Origin of the sequence: Pseudoalteromonas sp. NZS11 (assembly GCF_015864765.1) — a bacterium.
Classification (GTDB): Bacteria; Pseudomonadota; Gammaproteobacteria; order Enterobacterales; family Alteromonadaceae; genus Pseudoalteromonas; species Pseudoalteromonas arctica.
On record NZ_JADYWP010000001.1, the window covers coordinates 275,274 to 296,214 of the forward strand.

Genomic DNA, 20,941 nt, shown 5'->3' on the forward strand with positions numbered 1-20,941 from the left:
GTAGTTGCAGCGTTTTTATTAAGCGCTTTTTACCTAGGAAACCCAGTAATGCACGAACTATTGGCTATATTTATTTTCTTTTTTGCGGTTATTGACCCCATTGGCACTGTCCCTGTATTTATTGCAGTCACACGTGGTGATGATGAGAAATTTAAACGTAAAGTTATATTTAAAGCGGTAGGTGTATCTGCATTAGTGCTCTTATTTTTTGTTCTCGCAGGTGAGCAATTACTTAACGCAATTGAAATCCCACTTTCGGCTTTTCAAATAGCCGGCGGAATCATATTACTTATTTTTGCGCTTTCAATGATATTTGGTGAAAGTAAACCTGAAGCCGAAATTAAAAGTGTACGCGATAGTACTGAAACCGCTATTTTTCCGTTAGCGATTCCATCTATTGCGAGCCCTGGCGCTATGTTAGGCGCCGTATTAATGACTCGCAACGAAGAATATACATGGGTTGAGCAGTTACTAACGTCTTCAATGATGCTTGCTGTATTAGCGGTTGTACTGGTTTTGTTACTGCTTGCAACGCATGTACATAAATTAATTGGTGATAGTGGTGCAAGTATAATAAGTAGAATTATGGGGCTTATTTTAAGCTCGGTTGCGGTTACCAATATTTTAAATGGCATAGCCCATTATTTTGGCTTGCAGGTATTCTCTTAACATTGATGCCTGCCAGGCTTTTGTGTAAAATGCAGCGCCTTTTAAGCTGTGCTTAATAACTTTAATACCCTGAGGTTTGCTTTGAATAAATGTACTTTGGATAGACGCTTTTCTGTGGCACCAATGCTCGATTGGACTGATCGCCATTGTCGTACTTTTCATCGCAAAATGACTAAACATACTGTGCTTTATACTGAAATGATAACCACAGGGGCTATTTTATTTGGTCGAGGCGACTACTTACATTTTAATAAACACGAAGGCCCAGTTGCACTGCAACTTGGTGGCTCTGATCCTAAAGCGCTTGCGCAATGTGCAAAGCTCGCAGGTGAGCGTGGTTATGACGAAATAAATTTAAATGTAGGTTGCCCGTCAGACAGAGTTCAAAATGGTCGATTTGGCGCATGCTTAATGGCTGAGCCTCAATTAGTTGCGGACTGTGTTGCAGCAATGAAAAACGAAGTAAGTATTCCTGTAACTGTTAAAACGCGTATTGGTATTGATGAGCAAGATTCGTATGAGTTTTTATGTGCGCTTATTGAAGCGTCTCATAAAGTAGGGTGTGATGATTTTATTATTCATGCTCGTAAAGCATGGCTCAATGGTTTAAGCCCGAAAGAAAATCGTGAAGTCCCACCGCTTGATTACCCACGTGTTTATCAACTTAAAAAAGATTATCCGCAGCTAGACTTAAGCCTAAATGGCGGCGTTAAAACAATTGAGCAGAGCCTAGAACATCTACAACATATCGATGGTGTAATGATTGGGCGTGAAGCTTACAGTAACCCATTTATGCTCAATGACGTTGATGAGAAAATTTATGGTGATGCTGCAAACACACAATCACGCCACGACGTAGTGCGCTCAATGTACAGCTACATTGAAGAAGAAATGCGTTTGGGTGCTAATTTTTGGCATATTGCACGTCACATGCTCGGTATTTTTCAGGGGCAGCCTGGTGCACGCGGTTTTAGACGCCACCTCTCTGAAAGTGGTCATGGTAAGCAAGCTGATTTATCGGTAATGGATAAAGCATTAAGCTTTGTACCAGAATAAAGCTAAGCTTTTAAAATTCTAAACTTAAGCCACTTTCGAGTGGTTTTTTTGATCCTAAAAATTAGTCAAAATCATAATTTATTGGCCAATTACACTCTATGTTGTTCAGCTGGAAGTCACTAAAAACTAGAATGCTTGTTGTTTATCACTATGATTTTAAATGTTTTATTTTTGTTTTGATGAACTTGGCACAACTCTTGGAATCTCCTTGTTGAAATTAATTAAAAATCAACAGGAGAATACCATGGGAATATTTAACCGCGTAAATGAAGTTATTCAATCAAACATTGTGGCTATGCTTGATAAAGCAGAAGACCCTGAAAAACTTTTAAACCTAATGCTTACCGACATGCAAGATGCGTTGAATGAGTGTCGTAGTACAGCTGCTGCTTTATTGTGTGAAGAAAAAATAATTAATCGTCAAATTGATACTAAAAAAACAGAATTAGCAGCTTGGCAAGTCAAGGCTGAACATGCGGTTGAAAAAGGCAGTGATAACCTTGCTAAATCTGCTTTACTTGAAAAGCAACGTGTTAGTGAAAGCATTGAAAATAAGCAAACTCAGTTAGAAACTTTGCAAGAGTCTATCGCAAAAATTAAAGTTGATTGTGGGCGCCTGCAGCAAAAAATATTAGAAGCTAAAACGAAGCAAGCACAATTAGTTAAACGCCATGATGTAGCAGCTGCAAGAAAAAAGATAAGTACAACGTTACAAAGCGACAAAGTAGCTAATGCATTATCTCGGTTTGAGCAAGTTGAGCAACGTGTAGAAAGTATTGAAGCGCAAATAGAAGCGTATGAGTTAACCGACTCTGCAAATACGACTGCTGCACAAATTGAAGCCTTAGTTAAAAATGAAAAAATAGATGCTGAGCTAGCTCAGTTGAAAACAAGTTTAAAAACTGATTTAAAACAGACTGCTTAAGGAGAAGATTATGAATAGCTTTAATCGCCAACGTGGTTGGTATAAAGATACGTTAAATAAAAAAATATCAGGTGTATGTAGTGGTTTGGCGCATCGATTAGATTTTCCGGTGTGGGCAACGCGCTTAGTAACTATTTTATTATTTTTAAGCTTTCCGTTTGCAGTTGCTCTTGGTTATTTTATTGCGCATTGCTGCCTTGAAAATAAAGAGTATTAATACCAACAGGCATAAATATTTGAACAATTTAACGAATTAAGTCACTCTATAACGTTATTAAAATTTATATGTATAACAACTAGATATAAAAATTTTTCCTAGTTGTAGCGCAATTTTCTTATCGTTAAATAGACCCCGTATATAAGCCGGTTGGTATAGGGAGAATTACTATGAAAGCTTTGGCAGTATGTGTAATTATCTATTTATTACTGTTTACTGATTTAATAGCGTTTGTGCATGTCGACTCTTGGCAGTTGCCGTTATGGATTGCTGATATTAGCTGGGCAGGGCTAGAGCTTGTAGGCGCTTTGGCCGCAATTGTTACTGTAGTTGCGGTAGTGGCTTTAATTACTATGGGATTAGTAGGTGCGGGTGTAGTGGCGTTAGCAGGGACTGTTTTAGCGCTTTTATTTGGATCTATAATGATTGCATGGCCGTTACTATTTGTTGCAGTGTTGTGTTGGCTTGTTGCCGATAACAAAAAAGTAGCCTCTTAATCCTTAATTTGACTGACTATTATAGGTTAACTATGTTAAATTTAGCCTGTAATTTAAAGTTTTCATAAGGATAAGAATGATGACGAAACTATGTTTTTCGATGGCTTCTGCATTACTATTTAGTTTTTTTTCGTCATCGTTGGCGGCGCACTCAGGACACGAACATGCTTCTGATGTGGCTGTACTCGAAGTAGCTAACGCGCAAGTTAGAGAGTTTTTACCTGGCAGTACTTCAACTGTAGGTTACTTAACGCTTACTAATCACGGCGGAACAGCAGCAACTTTAACTAAGGCAACGCTTGATGGCTTGGGCCGTGTTGAAATACACGAGCACTCACATGTAGACGGCATGATGAAAATGCAACAAGTTAAATCGGTTGAAATTAAAGCGCATGAAAGTGTCAGTTTTCAACCTGGCGGTTATCATTTAATGGTATTTGAACCACAAGAGCCATTAAAAGTAGGGCAAGAACGTAAACTCACGCTATATTTTAGTGACGGTAATCGCTTATTTACTAATGCTCAAGTCGTGTCGCTTGAAGCGCAAGCTAAACAGTCGAAACCTTCTACTCAACACGCTCACCATTAGGAGTACACATGTCGCAACATAAAGGAAAAATAGCAGGAATAGTTGTTTTACTGCTTATCATTTTTTACGCAATTGCTGTTTATTGGAGCACTGAACCTTCACGTTTTGACGTTGTTGCAAACGCGAAAGAGCAAGCACAGCTTCGTAATGAAAAAATAGTAACGGGTTATGTAACTACTTCTACATTGATTACAGTAGCCAATACCTTACTCGATAAACCGGGTGGCTACTTATCAAATGATGTAATACCGCCAAGTATTATTATGGATGATATGCCAGCGTGGGAATATGGTGCGCTAGAAATGGTACGTGATTTATCGCTTTCTATGCGAAAAGATTTTAGTCGTTCACAATCACAGTCTACTGAACATGAAGCACTTAAAAAGGCGCAGCCACAGTTTAATATAAGCTCTGAAGCATGGGCATGGCCAAGTGCTGAAGGTGAGTACCAAAAAGGTATTGACTACTTAATGGTATATCGAGGCCAAATTGCTAACGAGCATGAGCGCGATAGCCAATTTTACGCACGAGCAGATAACTTACGTAGTTGGCTTAAAGAAGCTGAAAAACGTTTAGGTAGTTTAAGTCAGCGTTTAAGCGCCAGTGTAGGCCAAGAAAAAGTGAATACCGATTTAGCAGGTAATTCATCTAATAAACAAGCAACTCTTGCTCCACTGCAGCAACAAGTAAGAACGCCGTGGTTAGAAATTGACGACGTGTTTTACGAGTCGCGCGGTGCTACTTGGGCGTTACTACACTTTTTACAAGCGATAGAGTATGACTTTAATGATGTACTTGAAAAGAAAAATGCACGTGTAAGTTTACAACAAATCATACGTGAACTTGAGGCAACTCAAGAAACAGTATGGAGCCCACTTATTTTAAACGGGAATGGTTTTGGCTATGTTGCTAACCACTCTTTAGTTATGGCAAATTATATTTCTAGAGCCAATGCGGCTTTAATCGAACTTAGCGAACTACTAGCTCAAGGATAAAAAATGAAAAAGTATTGTTTAGCAGCAGCCCTTTCAATGGCATGTTTAGCACCAGCGGCGCAAGCTGACACCCTATTAGGTTTATATGTAGGTGTTGATGGATGGAAGTCAGATAACGATGGCCAATTTTCTTACAAAAATAATGCATCTCAAGATTTTGATTTTGAAGATGAGACTTTTGTAAGTTACTACGCGGCGCTTGAGCACCCAGTGCCACTAGTTCCAAATATTAAATTAAAGTATACAGAGCTTGAGCTAAATGGTTCAGCGCTGCTTACAGATACATTTAGCTTCAATGGTTCTGATTATGTTGTTGGTTCTACTGTAAATACGGTAAGTGATTTAACGCATATTGATTATATTTTTTATTATGAAATTTTTGATAATGACTTAATTTCAATAGATCTAGGTTTAAATGCTAAACAGTTTGACGGTGATATTGTTGTAAGTGGCACTACCCAAAATGGTGGTACTAACTTTACCGAAACCAAAGACTTCTCCGGTTTTGTTCCTCTTGCATACGGCCGTGCCGAAGCTGGCTTACCATTTACTGGTTTAAGTGTATTTTTTGAAGGTAGCTTTTTGGCTATTGACGATAGCAAAGTACAAGATTACCAAGTAGGCGTAGCGTGGGAACTTATTGATAACCTAGCAGTAGATGTTGCTGTTAAAGCCGGTTACCGCTCTATGGTATTAGAACTTGATGATGTAGATGATATTACTACTGATATTGATGCATCTGGCCCATTTGCGGGTATTCAGGTTCATTTTTAATTAGTATTTTCTAATTAAACAAAGCGTGGCATTTTATTTTATTGCGTGCCACGCTAAATCAAACTCTCCCTCTAGCGCATTATTAATCAACTGCTTATAGACCTTATTGACAGGGAAATTAATGAGTTTAGAAAGCTCATCACCTGTTTGCGTAAATTTGTAATAGCTTAATACCAAATCACTACTCTTTGCCTTTAACGTTACTTTTTGCGATAAAAATGAAAGGGTAAGCTCTTGCCCCGCTTTAAGCACTGCAGATTCAATTTCTTTTCTATACAGTAAATTAAGATCCATGAGCGTTAAAATATCAGGAAAGCTAATACCCGTTTTTCCTAAATTTAGAGATACTTTATTGCCTTTTCGTAGCAAATCAAACAAGGACGGTTTTTTGTAAAAGCCGAGTAATATAAAGTGGCTGTCGTCTTTTTCGTTATAGCCTGAGAGCGACACACATTTTTGCAAAGAGTCTGCTTCTCGCTGTGTCATATGTTTTAAAGTTTGTAGGCTTTTAATTGAAAACGTACCAGGATTAAGGGTTTCTCCCGTTAAAATTTTTGCCCATAAAATTTGCATTGACGAATTAGAAGTATCTTCACACAGAGCTATAAAGTGTTCTACCCAGTCAACATCGGGCTGTTTACTACTTGCTACATCAGGGCAAAATCCCATAGCCATTGCTAAAATTGATTCTATATTTTGTTGTTGTTTAATAAGTAATAAATCTTGGCGTTTTTGAGCGCGAGCTAAAACAGAGTTTTCACTATTGATATGATAAAGCGGCTTAATTTGGCCCTTAATATCGTAACTCTGCTCGTTAGTAGGTAGTACACCGTTACTTCCTACTTTTGTTATAGGGTAACCAAGTAAGGATTCAATGATGTTGGCTAGATTAATTCTCGCCTGTGCTGTTTTGACTGTCATGACTGTGCATTATCCTTTGTGGATCACTAAGCTGTGCAACAGTTTGAAGGTTATTTAACCCCAGTGAAACTGTATTACTGAGTACGTACTCGCTTAAAATTGCAGTGTAACCAGATATTAAAGGAGCCGTTGTTTGACCTTTAATATTACATATTAACGTAACTATACCGTTTTGCTCGCTAAGGTTAAAAGTGCCTCTGATAATATGTTCAGCATTTAAAAGTATGTTGAAGCTGACTTTATTTTGGCTTACCGAAGTTATGATCATTTCACCATACCCCCATTTTCCTTTCCAAGACTGATGAGCTCCTAGGCCAGAACTGGGTTCGCCCAAAGTAAAACGTATGCTGGGGTCTACTTTTTCCCATGGAGACCATTTTTGCCATTGGCTAAAGTCGGTGATAAGCGGCTTTATTACTTTAAGATTGGCATTAATTTCGATTGTTTTATTTACACTATAACTTTGGGGCAGTATTAGCCCTACCAGTGCCAATACCAATAGTAATAACAGCACGCATTTGATTAATATTTTTAATGGTTTAATAAGCACACCTTTTATTAGTTTTTCAAGTTGAAATACAACAACTTTTTATTAATCGACTATAGTATGAATTAGATTATAAACCAAAAATAATTTATAGATTGCTACTTAGGAGAGCGAATGTCGTCAGATCAAAACGATTTTTTATTTTTTGAACAAGATTTTGAAGACGATGCTGTTGTTGAGCAGACTAAGTTTTGGGATATTTTAATTGTTGATGACGAACCTGAGATTCATTCTGTAACAAAATTAGCTTTGTCTGGAGTTGAGTTTTTAGGGGCTGGTTTGCGATTTCACGATGCTTATTCGGGTGCAGAAGCAATAGAAGTGTTAGCTAAAAATAAAAATATTTCGGTTATTTTTTTAGATGTTGTTATGGAAACTGACGATGCCGGTTTGCAGGTTGTAAAAAGAGTGCGTGACGAATTAAATAATCAACATGTAAGAATTATTTTAAGAACAGGGCAAGCAGGCAATACACCAGAAGAAAAAGTAATACGAGAATACGACATAAATGATTATAAAACGAAAACAGAGCTTACTCGCTCTAAGTTATTAACTTCGCTTATAACGGCTATTCGCTCATACGAGCAGGTATGCCAGCTTGAATATCAAAGTGATGCGATGAACACGATTGTTTCAGCATCAAAGTCTATTTTAGGACTTACTGATATTAAGCAATTATGCAAAGAAGTCATCAAGCATATGAGTGTTATTTTAAAGTGCGCACCTAGAGGGCTTGTTTGTAGCAAGTTGGATGGCGATGACTTTATTCAAGTATTAGGTGGTTGTGGGCATTACGAAGGCTATTTTGGTGAAAAATTAATTAATGTTGATAGCAGAGTATTTGAACAAGTTGAGTCATGTTTTGCTTTGTCAAAGCACCAACATATAGATTCAAGTTCAACATTTATATTGAAAAGCAAACATCGAAAAGCGGCTTTATATATAGAGTGCGAACACACTCCCTTACAAGCACAGCTTCAATTTGCTGAAATTTTCTTAACTAATGTAAGTGTAGCACTTGATAACATAAGGCTATTTGTAAAGTTAAGAGATGCAGCTTATAAAGATGTGCTTACTGGTATTTCAAATCGTACTAACTTTATTGAACGGGTAGTGCATTATCAAAAGCCCCACGTGAATGATTATGTATTTGTATTACTTGATGTAGTTAACTTTGCAGATATTAATAATGGCTTAGGGCAAGAGGTCGGTAATAAAGTATTAATTGGTATTGTTCAAAGGCTAAAAGAAAATTACCAATCAGCTAAATTACTTTCACGTATTGGCGCTGATGTTTTTGGGTTTATTATTCGCCAAGACGAATTTGACTTAAAAAAATTGAATGAGCAACTAGGTATTCCATTTTACGCAGAAGAACATTTACTGCCTATCGACTTTAGAGTCGGCTTATGCCAACAACAAGACTTTCAAAGTAGTGGTATTGATACACTGAAAGTTGCTTATATCGCACTTAATCAAGCTAAAAAAGCAAAGCATAAAGAAGGCGTTTATTACAGTATTGATATGCAAGATAAAATGGCTTGGCGTTTAGGTATTATTAGGCAGCTACGTCATGACTTTGCTCGGAATAAGTTAGAGGTATGGTATCAACCCCAACTTGCACTAGATGATTTATCGCTAATTGGGTGTGAAGCATTATTACGCTGGCCGACAGGTGATGGCGTGTATATATCACCAGCTGTATTTGTACCACTTGCAGAGGATGCTGGCTTAATTGTCGATATAGGGCAGTGGGTATTAGAGCAAGCTTGCCAACAGCAAAAGCGCCTAGAAAATATGGGTACAGAAATTTGTATTGCGGTTAATGTGTCTGTTCCGCAGTTTAAAGTAAAAGGTTATGCACAAACTGTTAAAAATACATTGTTAAAATATGGTGTTAAGCCCAAGAACATAGAATTAGAAGTTACCGAGAGCGTAGTAATGGATGAGCTAGAAACTGTTATTAATACTCTAAGAGAGCTTAAAGAACTAGGATTGGAAGTTGCTATTGATGACTTTGGCACTGGTTTTTCGTCGCTGAGCTATATTCAAAGTTTACCACTGGATAGATTAAAGATAGACCGCGCATTTATAAAGGGTTTACCAAACGATGATACAGGTGCTATTGCTGCTTTAGTTATATCACTTGGCGCTAAGTTGGGTTTAAAAACGATTGCTGAAGGGGTCGAAACACAAGCGCAAGCCCAGTTCTTAAAGAATTTAGGGTGTGATGAGGTACAAGGGTTTATGTATGCTAAACCCATGCCTGAGAATGAATTAATAGAATTTATAAATAAACGCTAAAAAAGATTAATTTATTATTTAAGCTAATGAACGATTTAGAATTTAAGGTGCGATATGCTTTGACTACTTTGTATATATAAACAATTTAGTAGGGTATAATTCGCGCCTTTTGTTATTCTACGGCCACAATTATGAGCACACTCAAAGCTAAGCGCGCCTTATTTTCATACCCTAAATATTGGGCTGAATGTTATGGCACCGCGCCATTTTTACCAACTACACGTGAAGAAATGGATGCACTTGGCTGGGATAGCTGCGACATAATAATAATTAGTGGTGACGCGTATGTTGATCATCCTAGCTTTGGTATGGCGGTAATTGGCCGTGTACTTGAAGCGCAAGGCTTTAGAGTGGGTATTATTGCCCAGCCCGCGTGGGACTCTAAAGATGCATTTATGGAGCTAGGCAGACCGAATTTATTTTTTGGTGTAACAGCTGGCAACATGGATTCGATGATCAATCGCTATACAGCTGAAAAGCGTATGCGCCACGATGATGCTTACACGCCAGATAACGTAGGTGGTAAACGTCCCGATCGCGCCGTAATGATTTACTCGCAAAAATGTCGTGAAGCATACAAAGGAATACCAATTGTTATTGGTGGTATTGAAGCGAGTCTTCGTCGTATTGCTCATTACGACTATTGGCAAGAAAAAGTACGTCGTAGTATTTTGTTTGATGCTAAAGCTGATATTTTAATTTACGGTAACGCAGAGCGTCCGTTAGTTGAAGTTGCGCATCGTATTGCCGCAGGCGAAACAATGGATACTATTCAAGATATTCGCGGCACGGCTGTTATTAGAAAAGAACCTTTACCAGGTTGGCGTGGTAGTGACTCTACCGCTATAGATAAAATTGGTAAAATTGATCCCATTCCAAATCCATACGGCGCTGATGATGTTGGATGTAGCAAATCTGAATTTAAACAAGCGGGTATTGATTTAAAGGCGGAAGCTGCAAAACCAATCATGGTTCAGCCTGCGCGACCTAAACCGTGGGAAAAAACTTACGTTAAGTTACCTGCTTATGAGCAAGTAAGTGTTAACAAACCTCTATACGCCCACGCTTCGCGTATTTTACATCAAGAAACAAACCCTGGTTGTGCAAGAGCGCTGTTTCAGCGACACGGCGAACGCTCTATTTGGGTAAACCCGCCTGCATACCCATTAGAAACACATGAAATGGACGCTGTGTTTGGTTTACCGTATCAGCGAATTCCTCACCCAAGTTACGGCGACTCTAAAATTCCTGCTTACGACATGATAAAAACATCGGTAAATATTATGCGCGGTTGTTTTGGTGGTTGTTCGTTTTGCTCAATTACGGAGCATGAAGGGCGTATTATTCAAAGCCGTTCGCAAGAATCTATTATTGAAGAAATTGAACAGATTAGAGATAAAGTACCTGGCTTTACTGGTGTGATTTCTGATTTAGGTGGCCCAACGGCAAATATGTATAAACTGCGTTGTACTAGTAAAAAAGCAGAAAGTACCTGCAGACGCTTATCATGTGTGTACCCTGAGATTTGTAAGCACATGGATACCGACCATACGCCAACAATAGACTTATATAAAAAAGCACGTGAAGTTAAGGGTATTAAAAAGGTTTTGATTGCTTCTGGTGTACGTTATGACCTAGCTGTACGCGACCCTCGTTACGTTAAAGAATTAGTAACGCATCATGTGGGCGGCTACTTAAAAATAGCGCCGGAGCATACAGAAGATGGTCCATTATCAAAAATGATGAAACCAGGTATGGGCGCGTATGATCAATTTAAAGAATTATTTGATAAGTACTCTAAAGAAGCAGGTAAAAAGCAGTATTTAATTCCTTACTTTATATCAGCTCATCCAGGTACAAAAGACGAAGACATGGTAAACATGGCTTTATGGCTTAAATCAAACGACTTTAAGCTTGATCAGGTACAAAATTTTTACCCGTCACCGATGGCTAATGCAACGACTATTTACCATACAGAGATGAACTCTTTACGTAATATAAAAAACAATACAGAAGTTGTTCCAGTACCTAAAGGTGCTCGCCAACGTAGATTACATAAAGCAATTTTACGCTACCATGATGCAGCAGGTTGGCCGATGATACGCGAAGCACTGCGTAAAATGGGTAAAGCTAATTTAATTGGTAAAGGGCCTAACTGTTTAGTGCCTGAAGAAGGGCGTGATGAAAAAGCAGGTAAAGGTCGCAGTAAAGGCGGACGTCCGGCACTAACGCGACATACCGGTTTTAGCCAATTTAAAAAAGCAAACACTAAACCAAAAGTAGGCGGTAATCGTCAAAGTACACGTTAGTAATCTAATCTACTAATATCTAGCGTAATTAGTTTAATTACGCTAAGGATTTTTAAGCCTCGTTAGTACGTAAATTAAGTAAACCTTGCTCTTTATTAGCTATATTATTGTAGGTAATAAAGAGCGAACTTTCAGAAACTCCCCTTAAGATTGGCGTATTTAGAGCCAATATACTTCTAGTTGGTTTTTTAAAACGTTGATGATAACCATAAACGTAATTTAAGTGACCATAACGGTTGAATACCTGTTAGCCCTTGCTTCATTTTATTATCTTTTAAGATTATATAGGATGGCGTGACTTGTCCTTGCCAGTCGGCAAATATCTCACCGTGTTGATCGTTGACAGTGGCAAAATTGTAGCCGTGATCATTTAGATAATCATGTAGTTTTTGATCCGAACCTGATTTTATTGCGATGCTCACGACAGGGTAGTTATTCTCGTTTGCGAGTTCGTTTATGGCAGGGGAGGTAATACTACAAATAGGGCACCAAGTTCCCCAAAAGTACACAAGCGTTGGTTTATCTTGGCTCATTGCTGATAAATCAATGTTTTGCCCTTTATAGTCTATTAATTGTAATTGAGGATTTGCAGGCATGACCGGTTGCCTCCACCAATTAACAGCGTTATAAATTACGAAAAATATAGAGCCATATATCAATACACTTTTTAATATTGATAGCCCTTTTTGTTTTGGCGTTTTTTTAGGTGTGTCTTTTTTATTTTTGGTATCCGTTGTCATAGCTGCAGCTTTACCCTAAGTGTTTTTTACTTTAGTTATTTGCAAAAGTTTCTAATTTAAACCAGCAACCAAGTAGCAGTACCTAAAAAGGCGAATATACCCACAATATCTGTCACCGTGGTTAGCACTACACTCCCTGCAAGTGCTGGGTCTATATTCATTCTTTTAAGAATAATAGGGATACTCGCACCAGCAACACCTGCCACCACTAAGTTCATAAACATAGCGAAGGCGAGTACGCCACCAAGCATAAAGTCCCACTGCCATAGGGCAATAACACCTGCTATTAACAACGACCATAAAACCCCGTTTAACGCGCCAATAGCAAGCTCTTTCATCATCAAGAAACGTTGGTTTGTTTGATTTATATGACCTACCGCAATACCACGAATAACAAGCGTTAATGATTGGCTACCTGCAACACCGCCCATAGAAGGGACAATACCGTTAAGTACAGCTAAAATAGGTAAAACATCTAAAGTGCCTTCAAAAAAGCTAGCTACAAAAGCAGCTGCAAGTGCAGTTAGTAAGTTGACACCTAACCAAACTGAGCGTTTTTTAGAGCTTTTTAGTACTGGCGCAAAGGTATCTTCTTCATCATCAAGGCCGGCTAAGCCCAATAAACTATGCTCAGCATCTTCGCGGATTACGTCAACGATGTCATCGATAGTGACACGACCAAGGAGCTGATCGTTATCATCAACTACGGGGGCCGATATCCAATTATGACGTTCAAATAATTGCGCGACTTCACTTTCATCCATAGAGATTGGAATGGATTCACAATCTTCATCCATTAAATCGCGAACAATTTTTTCTGGCGGGTTAGTTAATAATGTACTCAGCGATAAAGCGCCTATAAAGCAGTTATGCTTATCAACAACGTACAAGTCATCGGTACCTTCAGGTAACTCGCCACGTAGCCTAATATACCTAAGTACAACATCAAGCGTAACGTCAGGGCGAATGGTCACCGTATCGGTGTTCATTAGCGCGCCAGCAGAACGCTCTTGATACGAAAGTGCTTGTGTTGCACGTTCACGGTCTTGAATGTCCATCGCGCTAACAACGTCTTTATAAACGGTGTCTGGCAGACTACGTAATACTTCACCTAAATCATCGTGGCCCATATCTTCGGTTGCGGCTGCAATGTGCTTAGGTTCCATTTGGGCAATAATGCCTAAACGAACATCTTCTGATAGTTCTTCAAGAACATCACCTTGCACATCAGGATCAACCAACTGCCAAAGGAGTCGGCGAATTTTATGTGGTGATGATTCTAATAATAATGCGGTATCACAAGGAGCTGTTTTTGCGAGCATGCGCCTAACTTGAACAAATTGACCACTATTGAGTGACTTAGTCACCTGTTTTAGTTGCTGTAGTGGGTAATCTTGTTCAAAAGCTTCAGGCATTGGCGTCCTTTATAAATTTTTATATTACTTTATGGGGAGAGGTGAGTTAACTGGCGTCACTAACCGTATTTATTTTATATATCTGTTTTAGTTGGGGCATTAGTAATGCGAGCATTATTTTTATAACTGTTTATTCTTGTTCATTAAAACGTTGTGCTATTAATTCTCCAACAGCATGTAAAGCTTGCTCAGAATCGGGGCCTTTACATACAACTTTTACTTCTTTGCCTTGGCTACTTTCAAGTAACATTAATGCAAGTACGCTATCGCCTGCAGCTTCTTTGTCATCTTGAAATAATGTAATTGTCGCATCAAACTGCACTGCCAATTGGGCAAGCACGGTGGCTGCTCTAGCGTGCAATCCTAATTTGTTTTTTATTAAAAAAGTGTCTTCACAATGCATAACTTACTCTACCTAAGCTGAACAGGTGATTATTCAGCTATATTATTTTTCTTGTTCGCGATGGCGAATTTTCACATTGGGATGTGTCATTGCAAAACTTTCACCGATAGTTTGCGCTAAATATACAGAGCGATGTTGTCCGCCTGTACACCCAATGGCAATGGTTAAATAACTGCGGTTATTTCGCTCTAAGTGCGGTAACCATGTTTGTACAAATGTTTGAATTTGCCATGTGAATTTTTGCACTATGCTGTGATTGGCCAAATAATCTTTAACAGGTTGATCTAACCCATTTAAAGGTTTTAATTCAGGTTCCCAATGTGGATTGGGTAAAAAGCGTGCATCAAATACGTAATCTGCTTCTTTTGGTATACCGTATTTAAAACCAAACGATTCAAACGTGACAATCAGTTGCTTATCTTTTTTACCTAAAATCTTTTCACGAATAGATTCAGCAAGTTGATGAACGCTTAAATCAGTTGTATCTATCATAAAGTCGGCGCGGGTGATTAATACATCAAGTAATTCTTTTTCTTTTTTGATGGCTAAATCAAGAGGCAACGAGTCAATTGATAGTGGGTGTAATCTACGAGTTTCAGAAAAACGTTTGATCAATGTTTGATCGTCGCTATCTAAATAAAATAACGTAGGTTTTGCAAAGCCAGGCAAGTATTCAAGAATATCGTTAAATTCATCTTGTTGTTTAGGGATGTTACGCACATCAATGCTAACAGCAATTTTATCATAGCTATCAGACACACTGCGAACTAATGAAGGAAGCAAGTTAACTGGAATATTATCTACGCAATAATAACCTAAATCTTCTACAACGCGTAAAGCAACCGACTTTCCAGAACCAGAACGGCCGCTTATGATAATTAACTCCATTTAACACCCTTTATAAAACTATGATTGATTGACAATAACTTGGTAAAGCTCAGCATCTGATTTTGCACTGCGTAACTGTTTACAAAAATCTTTGTTGTTTAGTTTATCAGCAATGGTTGCTAGAGTCTTTAAGTGCTGCTGGTTATCGCCATCTGGTACGATGAGTGCGACGAAAATATCAACAGGGCGATTATCGATTGCATCAAAATTTATTGGAGTTTCGCTAACGAGTACTAAAGCCAAAGGCTCTTCTGCACCGCTCATTCTTCCATGAGGAATGGCAATGCCACGCCCTATACCTGTACTACCCAATTTTTCTCTGCTCATTAAAGCATTAAGAATATCTTGTTGCGGTAAATACGGAAGTTTGTCGTGAGCAAGTTCGCTAATGAACTCTAAAATTCTTTTTTTGCTATTAAAAAGGACCGCAGCTTTGCTGCAGTCCTGGCATATAAGTGAGCTTAATTTCATCATATTAGTGTCGAGCAAGCTTCTCTTTGTGTTTAATTACTTGTCGATCGAGCTTGTCGATCAACGAGTCAATGGCGGCATACATATCTTGATGTTCTGTAGAGGCAAATAATTCAGCACCGCTTACGTGTATGGTGGCTTCTGCTTTTTGATTTAATTTTTCTACATCGAGAATGACATGAACATTATTAATATGATCAGAGTGTCTTTCTAGCTTCGCAAATTTGGTATTAATATAGTCTCTTAGTGAATCGGTTAATTCTACGTGACGACCAGTTAAGTTTAGTTGCATAAGCATTACCCTCTTTTTTTGCGTCTTAAATCAAACTTTTACGTTGATTTGACGGTGGAATAGCCAGAGATTCGCGGTATTTTGCGATTGTACGTCTCGCTACTTTAATTCCTTGCTCAGCCAATATATCCGCTATTTTGCTATCACTCAATGGTTTTGCTGAGTTTTCTGCTGCGATTAATTTTCGGATAAGCGCACGGATTGCTGTAGATGAACATTCACCACCGTTTTCGGTGCTTACATGGCTTGAGAAAAAATATTTAAGCTCAAATATACCACGGGGTGTGTGCATATACTTTTGGGTTGTTACGCGCGAAATTGTTGATTCGTGCATTTCTACCATTTCAGCAACATCATTTAAAACCATTGGTTTCATGGCTTCAGGACCGTGTTCAAAAAAGCCTTGTTGTTGCTTAACAATACAATTTGTTACTTTTAATAGCGTGTCGTTTCTACTTTCTAAGCTTTTAATAAACCATTTAGCTTCTTGTAAATGCGAGCGAATAAACTGGCTGTCACCACTGGATTTTACAGTGCGAGACATTGCCGCGTATTGGCTATTAACACGAATTTTAGGCATGCTATCTGGGTTTAACTCAACAACCCAGCGGCCTTTAATTTTTTTAACTGACACATCAGGAATAACATACTCAGATTCTTCTCTTACAATAGTATCTGCAGGTTTAGGGCTAAGAGTATGTATTAATGTCATTACTTCTTTAAGCTCTTCTTCTTTGAGCTTAGTTTTCTTCATTAATGTACGATAGTCACGAGCAGCTAATAAATCAATATGCTCGGTTAAAATCATTTTTGTTTCATTAATGTAAGGTGTTTCTTTATCAAACTGGTTAAGCTGAATACACAAACACTCTTGTAAACTACGTGCAGCAATACCAACAGGATCAAACAGTTGGATGCGTTTTAATACAGCTTCAATTTCATCAAGTTCGACTTCGTTATCATCTTCGTTTTCTTGATTAAAGCTTTCTAAAATCTCTTCGCAGCTTAGTGTTAAAATACCTGAATCATCGACGGCTTCTACAATAGCAATAGCAATAGCTTCGTCTGTAGGGCTAAATGGCGTTAGTTGTAACTGCCACATTAAATACTCATGGAGCGTTTCAGTAGAGGCACCTTGGTATATTGATTCGTCTTCAGGCATCGGACCCGATGATGCTGCTGGGGCGGCACTCATGTACTCATCCCAACTAACATCCATAGCCATGTCGTCACTTAGCGTGTCTTTTGCAAGTGCTTCACCACTATCTTGTTCATATTCGCTTGGAGCATCATCGGCAGATGCGCTAACAGTTATGTCATCTGTATCTGCTTTTTGCTCGTTTTTACCTGCAGCGTCTTCGGAATAGTCTGCTTCTTCAACCTCTAATAGCGGGTTGCTGTCGAGAGCTTCTTGTATTTCTTGCTGGAGATCCAATGTACTGAGTTGCAACAAACGAATAGCTTGTTGCAACTGTGGAGTCATTGTAAGTTGCTGGCCCATGCGCAGCTGTAGTGATTGCCTCATGTATCTCTAACAATCCTTTTATGTTGTTATAATTAATACTAGCAGATGCTTAAAGACATGGCGTAAATGTTACAGCCTAAATTGCTCGCCTAAGTAAACATCGCGTACTGTTTTATCATTTAATACGTGTTCTGGAGTACCTGATGCAATCAGCTCCCCATGAGAAACAATGTAGGCTTTTTCACAAACATCAAGGGTTTCTCTTACGTTATGATCGGTAATTAATACACCAATCCCACGATTTTTAAGATGTTCTATTATTTTCTTTATATCTAATACCGAAATCGGGTCAACACCTGCAAATGGTTCATCCAGTAATATAAATTTAGGATCTGCTGCCAGCGCACGTGCTATTTCAACACGACGACGTTCGCCACCCGACAATGCCATACCTTGGCTATCACGAATGTGTTGTATGCTAAATTCATCTAATAATTTATCGAGAGTGTCTTCTCTAGCTTGTTTATTTAACTCTTTGCGCGTTTCTAAAATGGCCATTAAGTTTTGATAAACAGTCAGCTTTCTGAATATTGAAGACTCTTGCGGTAAGTAGCCAATGCCTAATCTAGCACGACTATGCATAGGTAAAAGAGTAATATCGTTATCGTCTATCGATATTTTACCTTTGTCGCTAGGTACAAGTCCTACTATCATATAAAACGTGGTAGTTTTACCTGCGCCGTTAGGGCCAAGTAAGCCAACAATACTGCCAGCTTTGACTTCAAGACCGACGTTTTTTACAACTTCACGGCCTTTATAGCTCTTTGCTAATAGCTCTGCTTTTAATGTGCTCATGGTTGACCTTTGTCGCTTTTTTTACTTTTTTTAGTCTCGATTGGTACTAAAATTGTGTGAACGCGGTCAGTTGAGTTTTCATCTTTTTCGGCACTGATTAGCTGCTGCTCTATATCGTAGGTAATGCTTTTAGCATTTATTTTTTGTCCCGCTTGCGATACTTGTGCATTACCAACAAGCGTTAAAAAACGCTTAGATACATCATAACGTACTTCGTCAGCACTGGCGCTCATAGTCGTGCCATCTGATTGCTTTTCTTCAAAGTGCGCAGGGCTACCTGTAGCAATTAATAATTGTTTATTATCACCAAGTTCATCGCGTTTATGTACTTCTAAGCGGTCGGCTGTGATACGGCGGTTACCATGAATAATTTCAACGTTTTTCTCAAAAATCCCGACATTAGCTTTTAATTGACCTTCTTGCTTATCGGCGCTTATTGAAATTTGATTTGCAGTCGGTTGCGTGTTTTGCTCTGCAGCACTACTATTAAACGCTAGTATAAGTGTAGGAATAATAAGTGATTTTAATATTTTATTGGTCATAATATATGGTTCGCGTATGGTTAATTAGTTTTATCACTTCGGTTTTTAAGTCGGCTTCTAGGCCTTTACCAGTGATTTTTAAATTGGGTCCGGTGATGATAACGGGTTGCTCCGAACGCATTGTTAATAGTTTTATATCTACCTGAATATTATCAGCATTGATTTTGTCTATCATGGCGTTATCGGTTAAGTTTTTGGCAACCACATTGCCTTCTAAAATTAATTGTTTGTCTTCGTATAATGTTGCTTCGTCTGCATTTATTTGCCACGTTTGCTTTTCGTTATATAAAGTAAAAATAGGTTTTTCAAAAAACGTAAAACCTAATTGTTGATATAGCTCCATTTTAGCCGCAGTTACTTTGTGGCTAATTTTACCTTGTTCGTCATAGGCTGTTTGTTTGAGTTCAATGGCTATGTAATCAGGCTTGGCAATAACTTCAGGCTCAGTCTGAGGCACAATATTTGTTTGTGTAAAATAAGGGTACCAAAGCCAAACCATACAGCTAATGAATAAAACGCTTAATATTATGCGCGCTGCATTCATGAACTAGTGCCTTGTGTAGTCAATGCTTTACCATTTTCAAGCATAAGTAAGTCGGTGAGCTCTCTTACTGCACCAAAGCCGCCAGGCATTTGCGTTACATAGTGTGATAAACGTTTAATAAGTGGATGGGCATCATTTACTGCAACAGTAAAGCCGACTAATTCCATAACGGGCATGTCAGGACCATCATCACCGATATAAGCAATTTGTTCATCGCTAAGGTTGAGTTTGTCTTTTAATTCTTGATAGGCAATGAGCTTATTTTCTTGGCCTTGATAAATATGCTGTACGGTTAAGCTGCTCATACGTTGTTGCACTATTTGTGAATGACGACCAGTAATTACAGCCACTTCAAAGCCACTGTTTATAAGCGCTTTAATGCCAAAACCATCTTTTGTATTAAATGCTTTTAGCTCTTCACCTTGATTACCAAGATAAATACGGCCATCAGAAAATACACCATCAATATCGCATATAAGTAGCTTTACTTTTTTAGCGCGTGCTTTTGCATCATCGCTCAGCGGTTGATAGAGTTCTTCAAATTGCATTTATAACACTCCTGCTTTTAATAGGTCTTGCATGTTTAATGCGCCAATAGGTTGGTTTTTCTCATTGACGACGATTAAGCCATTTATACGTTTGTGTTCCATAATATTAAGCGCTTCAGCGGCTAAAATATCTTGTGTAGCCGTAGTACATGACTTAGTCATAACAACATCTATTTGTGTTGTATGAATATCAATTCTTTGCTCTAAAATACGACGTAAATCGCCATCGGTAAATAATCCCACGAGCTGCTGATTTTCATCAACAATGGCTGTCATACCTAAACCTTTAGCTGACATTTCAATGAGGGCGTCTTTAACTGTTTGTGAAACGCTAATAATAGGTGTATTTGCGCCGCTGTGCATAACATCTTTTAAAGTAAGTAATAAGCGCTTGCCTAAACTACCACCTGGGTGAGATAGCGCGAAGTCATCAGCTGTAAACCCGCGAGCTTCTAATAATGCAACTGCCATGGCATCGCCCATCGCAAGCGTTGCAGTGGTACTTGATGTAGGAGCTAGACCCAATGAACAGGCTTCTTTTTCTACTTTAATACACACATGTACATTAGCAAGGGTCGCCATGGTTGATTGCGTATTGCCAGTCATCGATATCATTTTGGCACCAAGTCGTTTTAAAACCGGAATGATATTTAAAACTTCGCTGGTCTCCCCTGAATTAGAAATAAGCATAACCACGTCATTTTTAGTGATCATACCTAAATCACCATGACTTGCTTCACCAGGGTGAACAAAAAATGCTGGACTGCCAGTGCTTGCAAGGGTTGCCGCTATTTTATTGCCAATATGACCTGATTTACCCATACCAATGACAATAATACGGCCTTCGCAGTCGTACATTAATTGGCACGCGTTATGAAAATTTTCATCTACATATTGTGCAATATCACCAAGTGCTTGGCGTTCAACATCTAAAACGCGAAGGCCTTGTTCAATAAAATTTAGCGTTGCCATCAT

Annotated in this window: 24 protein-coding genes; 10 read left to right on the forward strand and 14 right to left on the reverse strand. The window is 38.5% G+C overall.

Annotation, left to right across the window (positions count from 1 at the left end; all coding sequences use genetic code 11):
* Positions 1-48: 48 nt before the first annotated feature.
* The 8 genes from I6E82_RS01160 to I6E82_RS01195 all read left to right on the forward strand — a co-directional run bounded on the left by I6E82_RS01160 (position 49) and on the right by I6E82_RS01195 (position 5,722).
* Entirely contained in the window at positions 49-669 is a 621-nt protein-coding gene (locus tag I6E82_RS01160; protein WP_024589771.1) for a MarC family protein, read from the forward strand.
* Positions 670-792: 123 nt separating this feature from the next.
* The gene (dusA, locus tag I6E82_RS01165) at positions 793-1,725 is read left to right on the forward strand and encodes a tRNA dihydrouridine(20/20a) synthase DusA (protein ID WP_024594008.1); all 933 of its coding nucleotides are present in this window, start codon (positions 793-795) and stop codon (positions 1,723-1,725) included.
* 244 nt (positions 1,726-1,969) lie between these two features.
* Entirely contained in the window at positions 1,970-2,650 is a 681-nt protein-coding gene (locus I6E82_RS01170) for a PspA/IM30 family protein (protein ID WP_197116478.1), read from the forward strand.
* Between the two features lie 10 nt (positions 2,651-2,660).
* Positions 2,661-2,867: a PspC domain-containing protein gene (locus I6E82_RS01175; protein ID WP_024599243.1), complete on the forward strand. Its 207-nt coding sequence runs from the start codon at positions 2,661-2,663 to the stop codon at positions 2,865-2,867.
* A gap of 170 nt (positions 2,868-3,037) precedes the next feature.
* Positions 3,038-3,364, forward strand: coding sequence for a hypothetical protein (locus I6E82_RS01180; RefSeq protein WP_024599244.1), 327 nt, complete (start codon positions 3,038-3,040; stop codon positions 3,362-3,364).
* 79 nt (positions 3,365-3,443) lie between these two features.
* Positions 3,444-3,953 carry a copper chaperone PCu(A)C gene (locus I6E82_RS01185; RefSeq protein ID WP_024599245.1) on the forward strand — a complete coding sequence of 170 codons (510 nt, stop codon included), beginning with the start codon at positions 3,444-3,446 and terminating at the stop codon, positions 3,951-3,953.
* Positions 3,954-3,961: 8 nt separating this feature from the next.
* The gene (locus I6E82_RS01190) at positions 3,962-4,948 is read left to right on the forward strand and encodes a DUF2333 family protein (RefSeq protein ID WP_002957928.1); all 987 of its coding nucleotides are present in this window, start codon (positions 3,962-3,964) and stop codon (positions 4,946-4,948) included.
* Between the two features lie 3 nt (positions 4,949-4,951).
* A complete protein-coding gene (locus I6E82_RS01195) occupies positions 4,952-5,722 on the forward strand; it encodes a TIGR04219 family outer membrane beta-barrel protein (RefSeq protein ID WP_076923723.1) in 771 nt (256 codons plus the stop codon).
* 33 nt (positions 5,723-5,755) lie between these two features.
* Here I6E82_RS01195 and I6E82_RS01200 read toward each other — a convergent pair whose 3' ends face one another.
* Together I6E82_RS01200 and I6E82_RS01205 are read right to left on the reverse strand one after the other, a co-directional pair.
* Positions 5,756-6,643, reverse strand: coding sequence for a TIGR03899 family protein (locus I6E82_RS01200; RefSeq protein WP_076923722.1), 888 nt, complete (start codon positions 6,641-6,643; stop codon positions 5,756-5,758).
* Entirely contained in the window at positions 6,612-7,193 is a 582-nt protein-coding gene (locus I6E82_RS01205; protein ID WP_007580289.1) for an SRPBCC family protein, read from the reverse strand. The genes I6E82_RS01200 and I6E82_RS01205 overlap by 32 nt, the downstream gene beginning before the upstream one ends.
* Before the next feature lie 111 nt (positions 7,194-7,304).
* On the opposite strand from I6E82_RS01205, the gene I6E82_RS01210 reads away from it, so the two are divergent.
* A complete protein-coding gene (locus I6E82_RS01210) occupies positions 7,305-9,494 on the forward strand; it encodes a bifunctional diguanylate cyclase/phosphodiesterase (RefSeq protein WP_076923721.1) in 2,190 nt (729 codons plus the stop codon).
* A gap of 131 nt (positions 9,495-9,625) precedes the next feature.
* On the forward strand, positions 9,626-11,803 hold the full coding sequence (locus I6E82_RS01215; protein ID WP_197116480.1) for a YgiQ family radical SAM protein: 2,178 nt from the start codon (positions 9,626-9,628) through the stop codon (positions 11,801-11,803).
* A gap of 188 nt (positions 11,804-11,991) precedes the next feature.
* Here the strand turns inward: I6E82_RS01215 and I6E82_RS01220 are convergent, their stop codons facing one another.
* From I6E82_RS01220 to I6E82_RS01275, 12 genes are all read right to left on the reverse strand, one after another.
* Positions 11,992-12,543 carry a protein disulfide oxidoreductase gene (locus tag I6E82_RS01220; protein WP_197116482.1) on the reverse strand — a complete coding sequence of 184 codons (552 nt, stop codon included), beginning with the start codon at positions 12,541-12,543 and terminating at the stop codon, positions 11,992-11,994.
* A gap of 56 nt (positions 12,544-12,599) precedes the next feature.
* Positions 12,600-13,958: a magnesium transporter gene (gene mgtE / locus I6E82_RS01225; RefSeq protein WP_010554268.1), complete on the reverse strand. Its 1,359-nt coding sequence runs from the start codon at positions 13,956-13,958 to the stop codon at positions 12,600-12,602.
* Positions 13,959-14,088: 130 nt separating this feature from the next.
* Complete coding sequence (locus I6E82_RS01230; RefSeq protein WP_002957937.1) at positions 14,089-14,361, reverse strand: HPr family phosphocarrier protein; 273 nt, start codon at positions 14,359-14,361, stop codon at positions 14,089-14,091.
* A 42-nt stretch (positions 14,362-14,403) separates the two neighbouring features.
* The gene (rapZ, locus tag I6E82_RS01235; protein ID WP_010554269.1) at positions 14,404-15,249 is read right to left on the reverse strand and encodes an RNase adapter RapZ; all 846 of its coding nucleotides are present in this window, start codon (positions 15,247-15,249) and stop codon (positions 14,404-14,406) included.
* An 18-nt stretch (positions 15,250-15,267) separates the two neighbouring features.
* On the reverse strand, positions 15,268-15,720 hold the full coding sequence (gene ptsN, locus I6E82_RS01240) for a PTS IIA-like nitrogen regulatory protein PtsN (protein ID WP_024594001.1): 453 nt from the start codon (positions 15,718-15,720) through the stop codon (positions 15,268-15,270).
* A 4-nt stretch (positions 15,721-15,724) separates the two neighbouring features.
* Positions 15,725-16,012: a ribosome hibernation promoting factor gene (gene hpf, locus I6E82_RS01245; RefSeq protein ID WP_007580301.1), complete on the reverse strand. Its 288-nt coding sequence runs from the start codon at positions 16,010-16,012 to the stop codon at positions 15,725-15,727.
* 25 nt (positions 16,013-16,037) lie between these two features.
* Positions 16,038-17,537, reverse strand: coding sequence for an RNA polymerase factor sigma-54 (locus I6E82_RS01250; protein ID WP_007580303.1), 1,500 nt, complete (start codon positions 17,535-17,537; stop codon positions 16,038-16,040).
* 69 nt (positions 17,538-17,606) lie between these two features.
* Positions 17,607-18,332, reverse strand: coding sequence for an LPS export ABC transporter ATP-binding protein (lptB, locus tag I6E82_RS01255; RefSeq protein ID WP_007580304.1), 726 nt, complete (start codon positions 18,330-18,332; stop codon positions 17,607-17,609).
* Positions 18,329-18,874 (reverse strand): lipopolysaccharide transport periplasmic protein LptA, encoded by a 546-nt coding sequence (lptA, locus tag I6E82_RS01260; protein ID WP_007580307.1) that lies wholly within the window; start codon positions 18,872-18,874, stop codon positions 18,329-18,331. Before lptA ends, lptB begins: the two co-directional genes overlap by 4 nt.
* Complete coding sequence (gene lptC, locus I6E82_RS01265; RefSeq protein WP_007580308.1) at positions 18,864-19,418, reverse strand: LPS export ABC transporter periplasmic protein LptC; 555 nt, start codon at positions 19,416-19,418, stop codon at positions 18,864-18,866. Before lptC ends, lptA begins: the two co-directional genes overlap by 11 nt.
* Positions 19,415-19,966 carry a 3-deoxy-manno-octulosonate-8-phosphatase KdsC gene (gene kdsC, locus I6E82_RS01270; protein WP_197116484.1) on the reverse strand — a complete coding sequence of 184 codons (552 nt, stop codon included), beginning with the start codon at positions 19,964-19,966 and terminating at the stop codon, positions 19,415-19,417. Before kdsC ends, lptC begins: the two co-directional genes overlap by 4 nt.
* Positions 19,967-20,938 carry a KpsF/GutQ family sugar-phosphate isomerase gene (locus tag I6E82_RS01275; protein ID WP_197116486.1) on the reverse strand — a complete coding sequence of 324 codons (972 nt, stop codon included), beginning with the start codon at positions 20,936-20,938 and terminating at the stop codon, positions 19,967-19,969. It lies immediately after the preceding gene.
* Between the last annotated feature and the right edge of the window lie 3 nt (positions 20,939-20,941).

Bases quoted from the DNA above. Each gene is read 5' to 3' on its own strand.
- hpf (WP_007580301.1), bottom strand. From the start codon at position 16,012: ATGCAACTAAACTTAACTGGTCGTCACGTAGAATTAACCGATTCACTA.
- I6E82_RS01215 (WP_197116480.1), top strand. From the start codon at position 9,626: ATGAGCACACTCAAAGCTAAGCGCGCCTTATTTTCATACCCTAAATAT.
- rapZ (WP_010554269.1), bottom strand. From the start codon at position 15,249: ATGGAGTTAATTATCATAAGCGGCCGTTCTGGTTCTGGAAAGTCGGTT.
- lptA (WP_007580307.1), bottom strand. From the start codon at position 18,874: ATGACCAATAAAATATTAAAATCACTTATTATTCCTACACTTATACTA.
- ptsN (WP_024594001.1), bottom strand. From the start codon at position 15,720: ATGAAATTAAGCTCACTTATATGCCAGGACTGCAGCAAAGCTGCGGTC.
- dusA (WP_024594008.1), top strand. From the start codon at position 793: ATGCTCGATTGGACTGATCGCCATTGTCGTACTTTTCATCGCAAAATG.
- I6E82_RS01180 (WP_024599244.1), top strand. From the start codon at position 3,038: ATGAAAGCTTTGGCAGTATGTGTAATTATCTATTTATTACTGTTTACT.
- I6E82_RS01185 (WP_024599245.1), top strand. From the start codon at position 3,444: ATGACGAAACTATGTTTTTCGATGGCTTCTGCATTACTATTTAGTTTT.
- kdsC (WP_197116484.1), bottom strand. From the start codon at position 19,966: ATGCAATTTGAAGAACTCTATCAACCGCTGAGCGATGATGCAAAAGCA.
- I6E82_RS01175 (WP_024599243.1), top strand. From the start codon at position 2,661: ATGAATAGCTTTAATCGCCAACGTGGTTGGTATAAAGATACGTTAAAT.
- lptC (WP_007580308.1), bottom strand. From the start codon at position 19,418: ATGAATGCAGCGCGCATAATATTAAGCGTTTTATTCATTAGCTGTATG.
- I6E82_RS01220 (WP_197116482.1), bottom strand. From the start codon at position 12,543: ATGACAACGGATACCAAAAATAAAAAAGACACACCTAAAAAAACGCCA.
- I6E82_RS01195 (WP_076923723.1), top strand. From the start codon at position 4,952: ATGAAAAAGTATTGTTTAGCAGCAGCCCTTTCAATGGCATGTTTAGCA.
- I6E82_RS01170 (WP_197116478.1), top strand. From the start codon at position 1,970: ATGGGAATATTTAACCGCGTAAATGAAGTTATTCAATCAAACATTGTG.
- mgtE (WP_010554268.1), bottom strand. From the start codon at position 13,958: ATGCCTGAAGCTTTTGAACAAGATTACCCACTACAGCAACTAAAACAG.
- I6E82_RS01250 (WP_007580303.1), bottom strand. From the start codon at position 17,537: ATGAGGCAATCACTACAGCTGCGCATGGGCCAGCAACTTACAATGACT.
- I6E82_RS01210 (WP_076923721.1), top strand. From the start codon at position 7,305: ATGTCGTCAGATCAAAACGATTTTTTATTTTTTGAACAAGATTTTGAA.
- lptB (WP_007580304.1), bottom strand. From the start codon at position 18,332: ATGAGCACATTAAAAGCAGAGCTATTAGCAAAGAGCTATAAAGGCCGT.
- I6E82_RS01200 (WP_076923722.1), bottom strand. From the start codon at position 6,643: ATGACAGTCAAAACAGCACAGGCGAGAATTAATCTAGCCAACATCATT.
- I6E82_RS01190 (WP_002957928.1), top strand. From the start codon at position 3,962: ATGTCGCAACATAAAGGAAAAATAGCAGGAATAGTTGTTTTACTGCTT.
- I6E82_RS01275 (WP_197116486.1), bottom strand. From the start codon at position 20,938: ATGGCAACGCTAAATTTTATTGAACAAGGCCTTCGCGTTTTAGATGTT.
- I6E82_RS01230 (WP_002957937.1), bottom strand. From the start codon at position 14,361: ATGCATTGTGAAGACACTTTTTTAATAAAAAACAAATTAGGATTGCAC.
- I6E82_RS01160 (WP_024589771.1), top strand. From the start codon at position 49: ATGCACGAACTATTGGCTATATTTATTTTCTTTTTTGCGGTTATTGAC.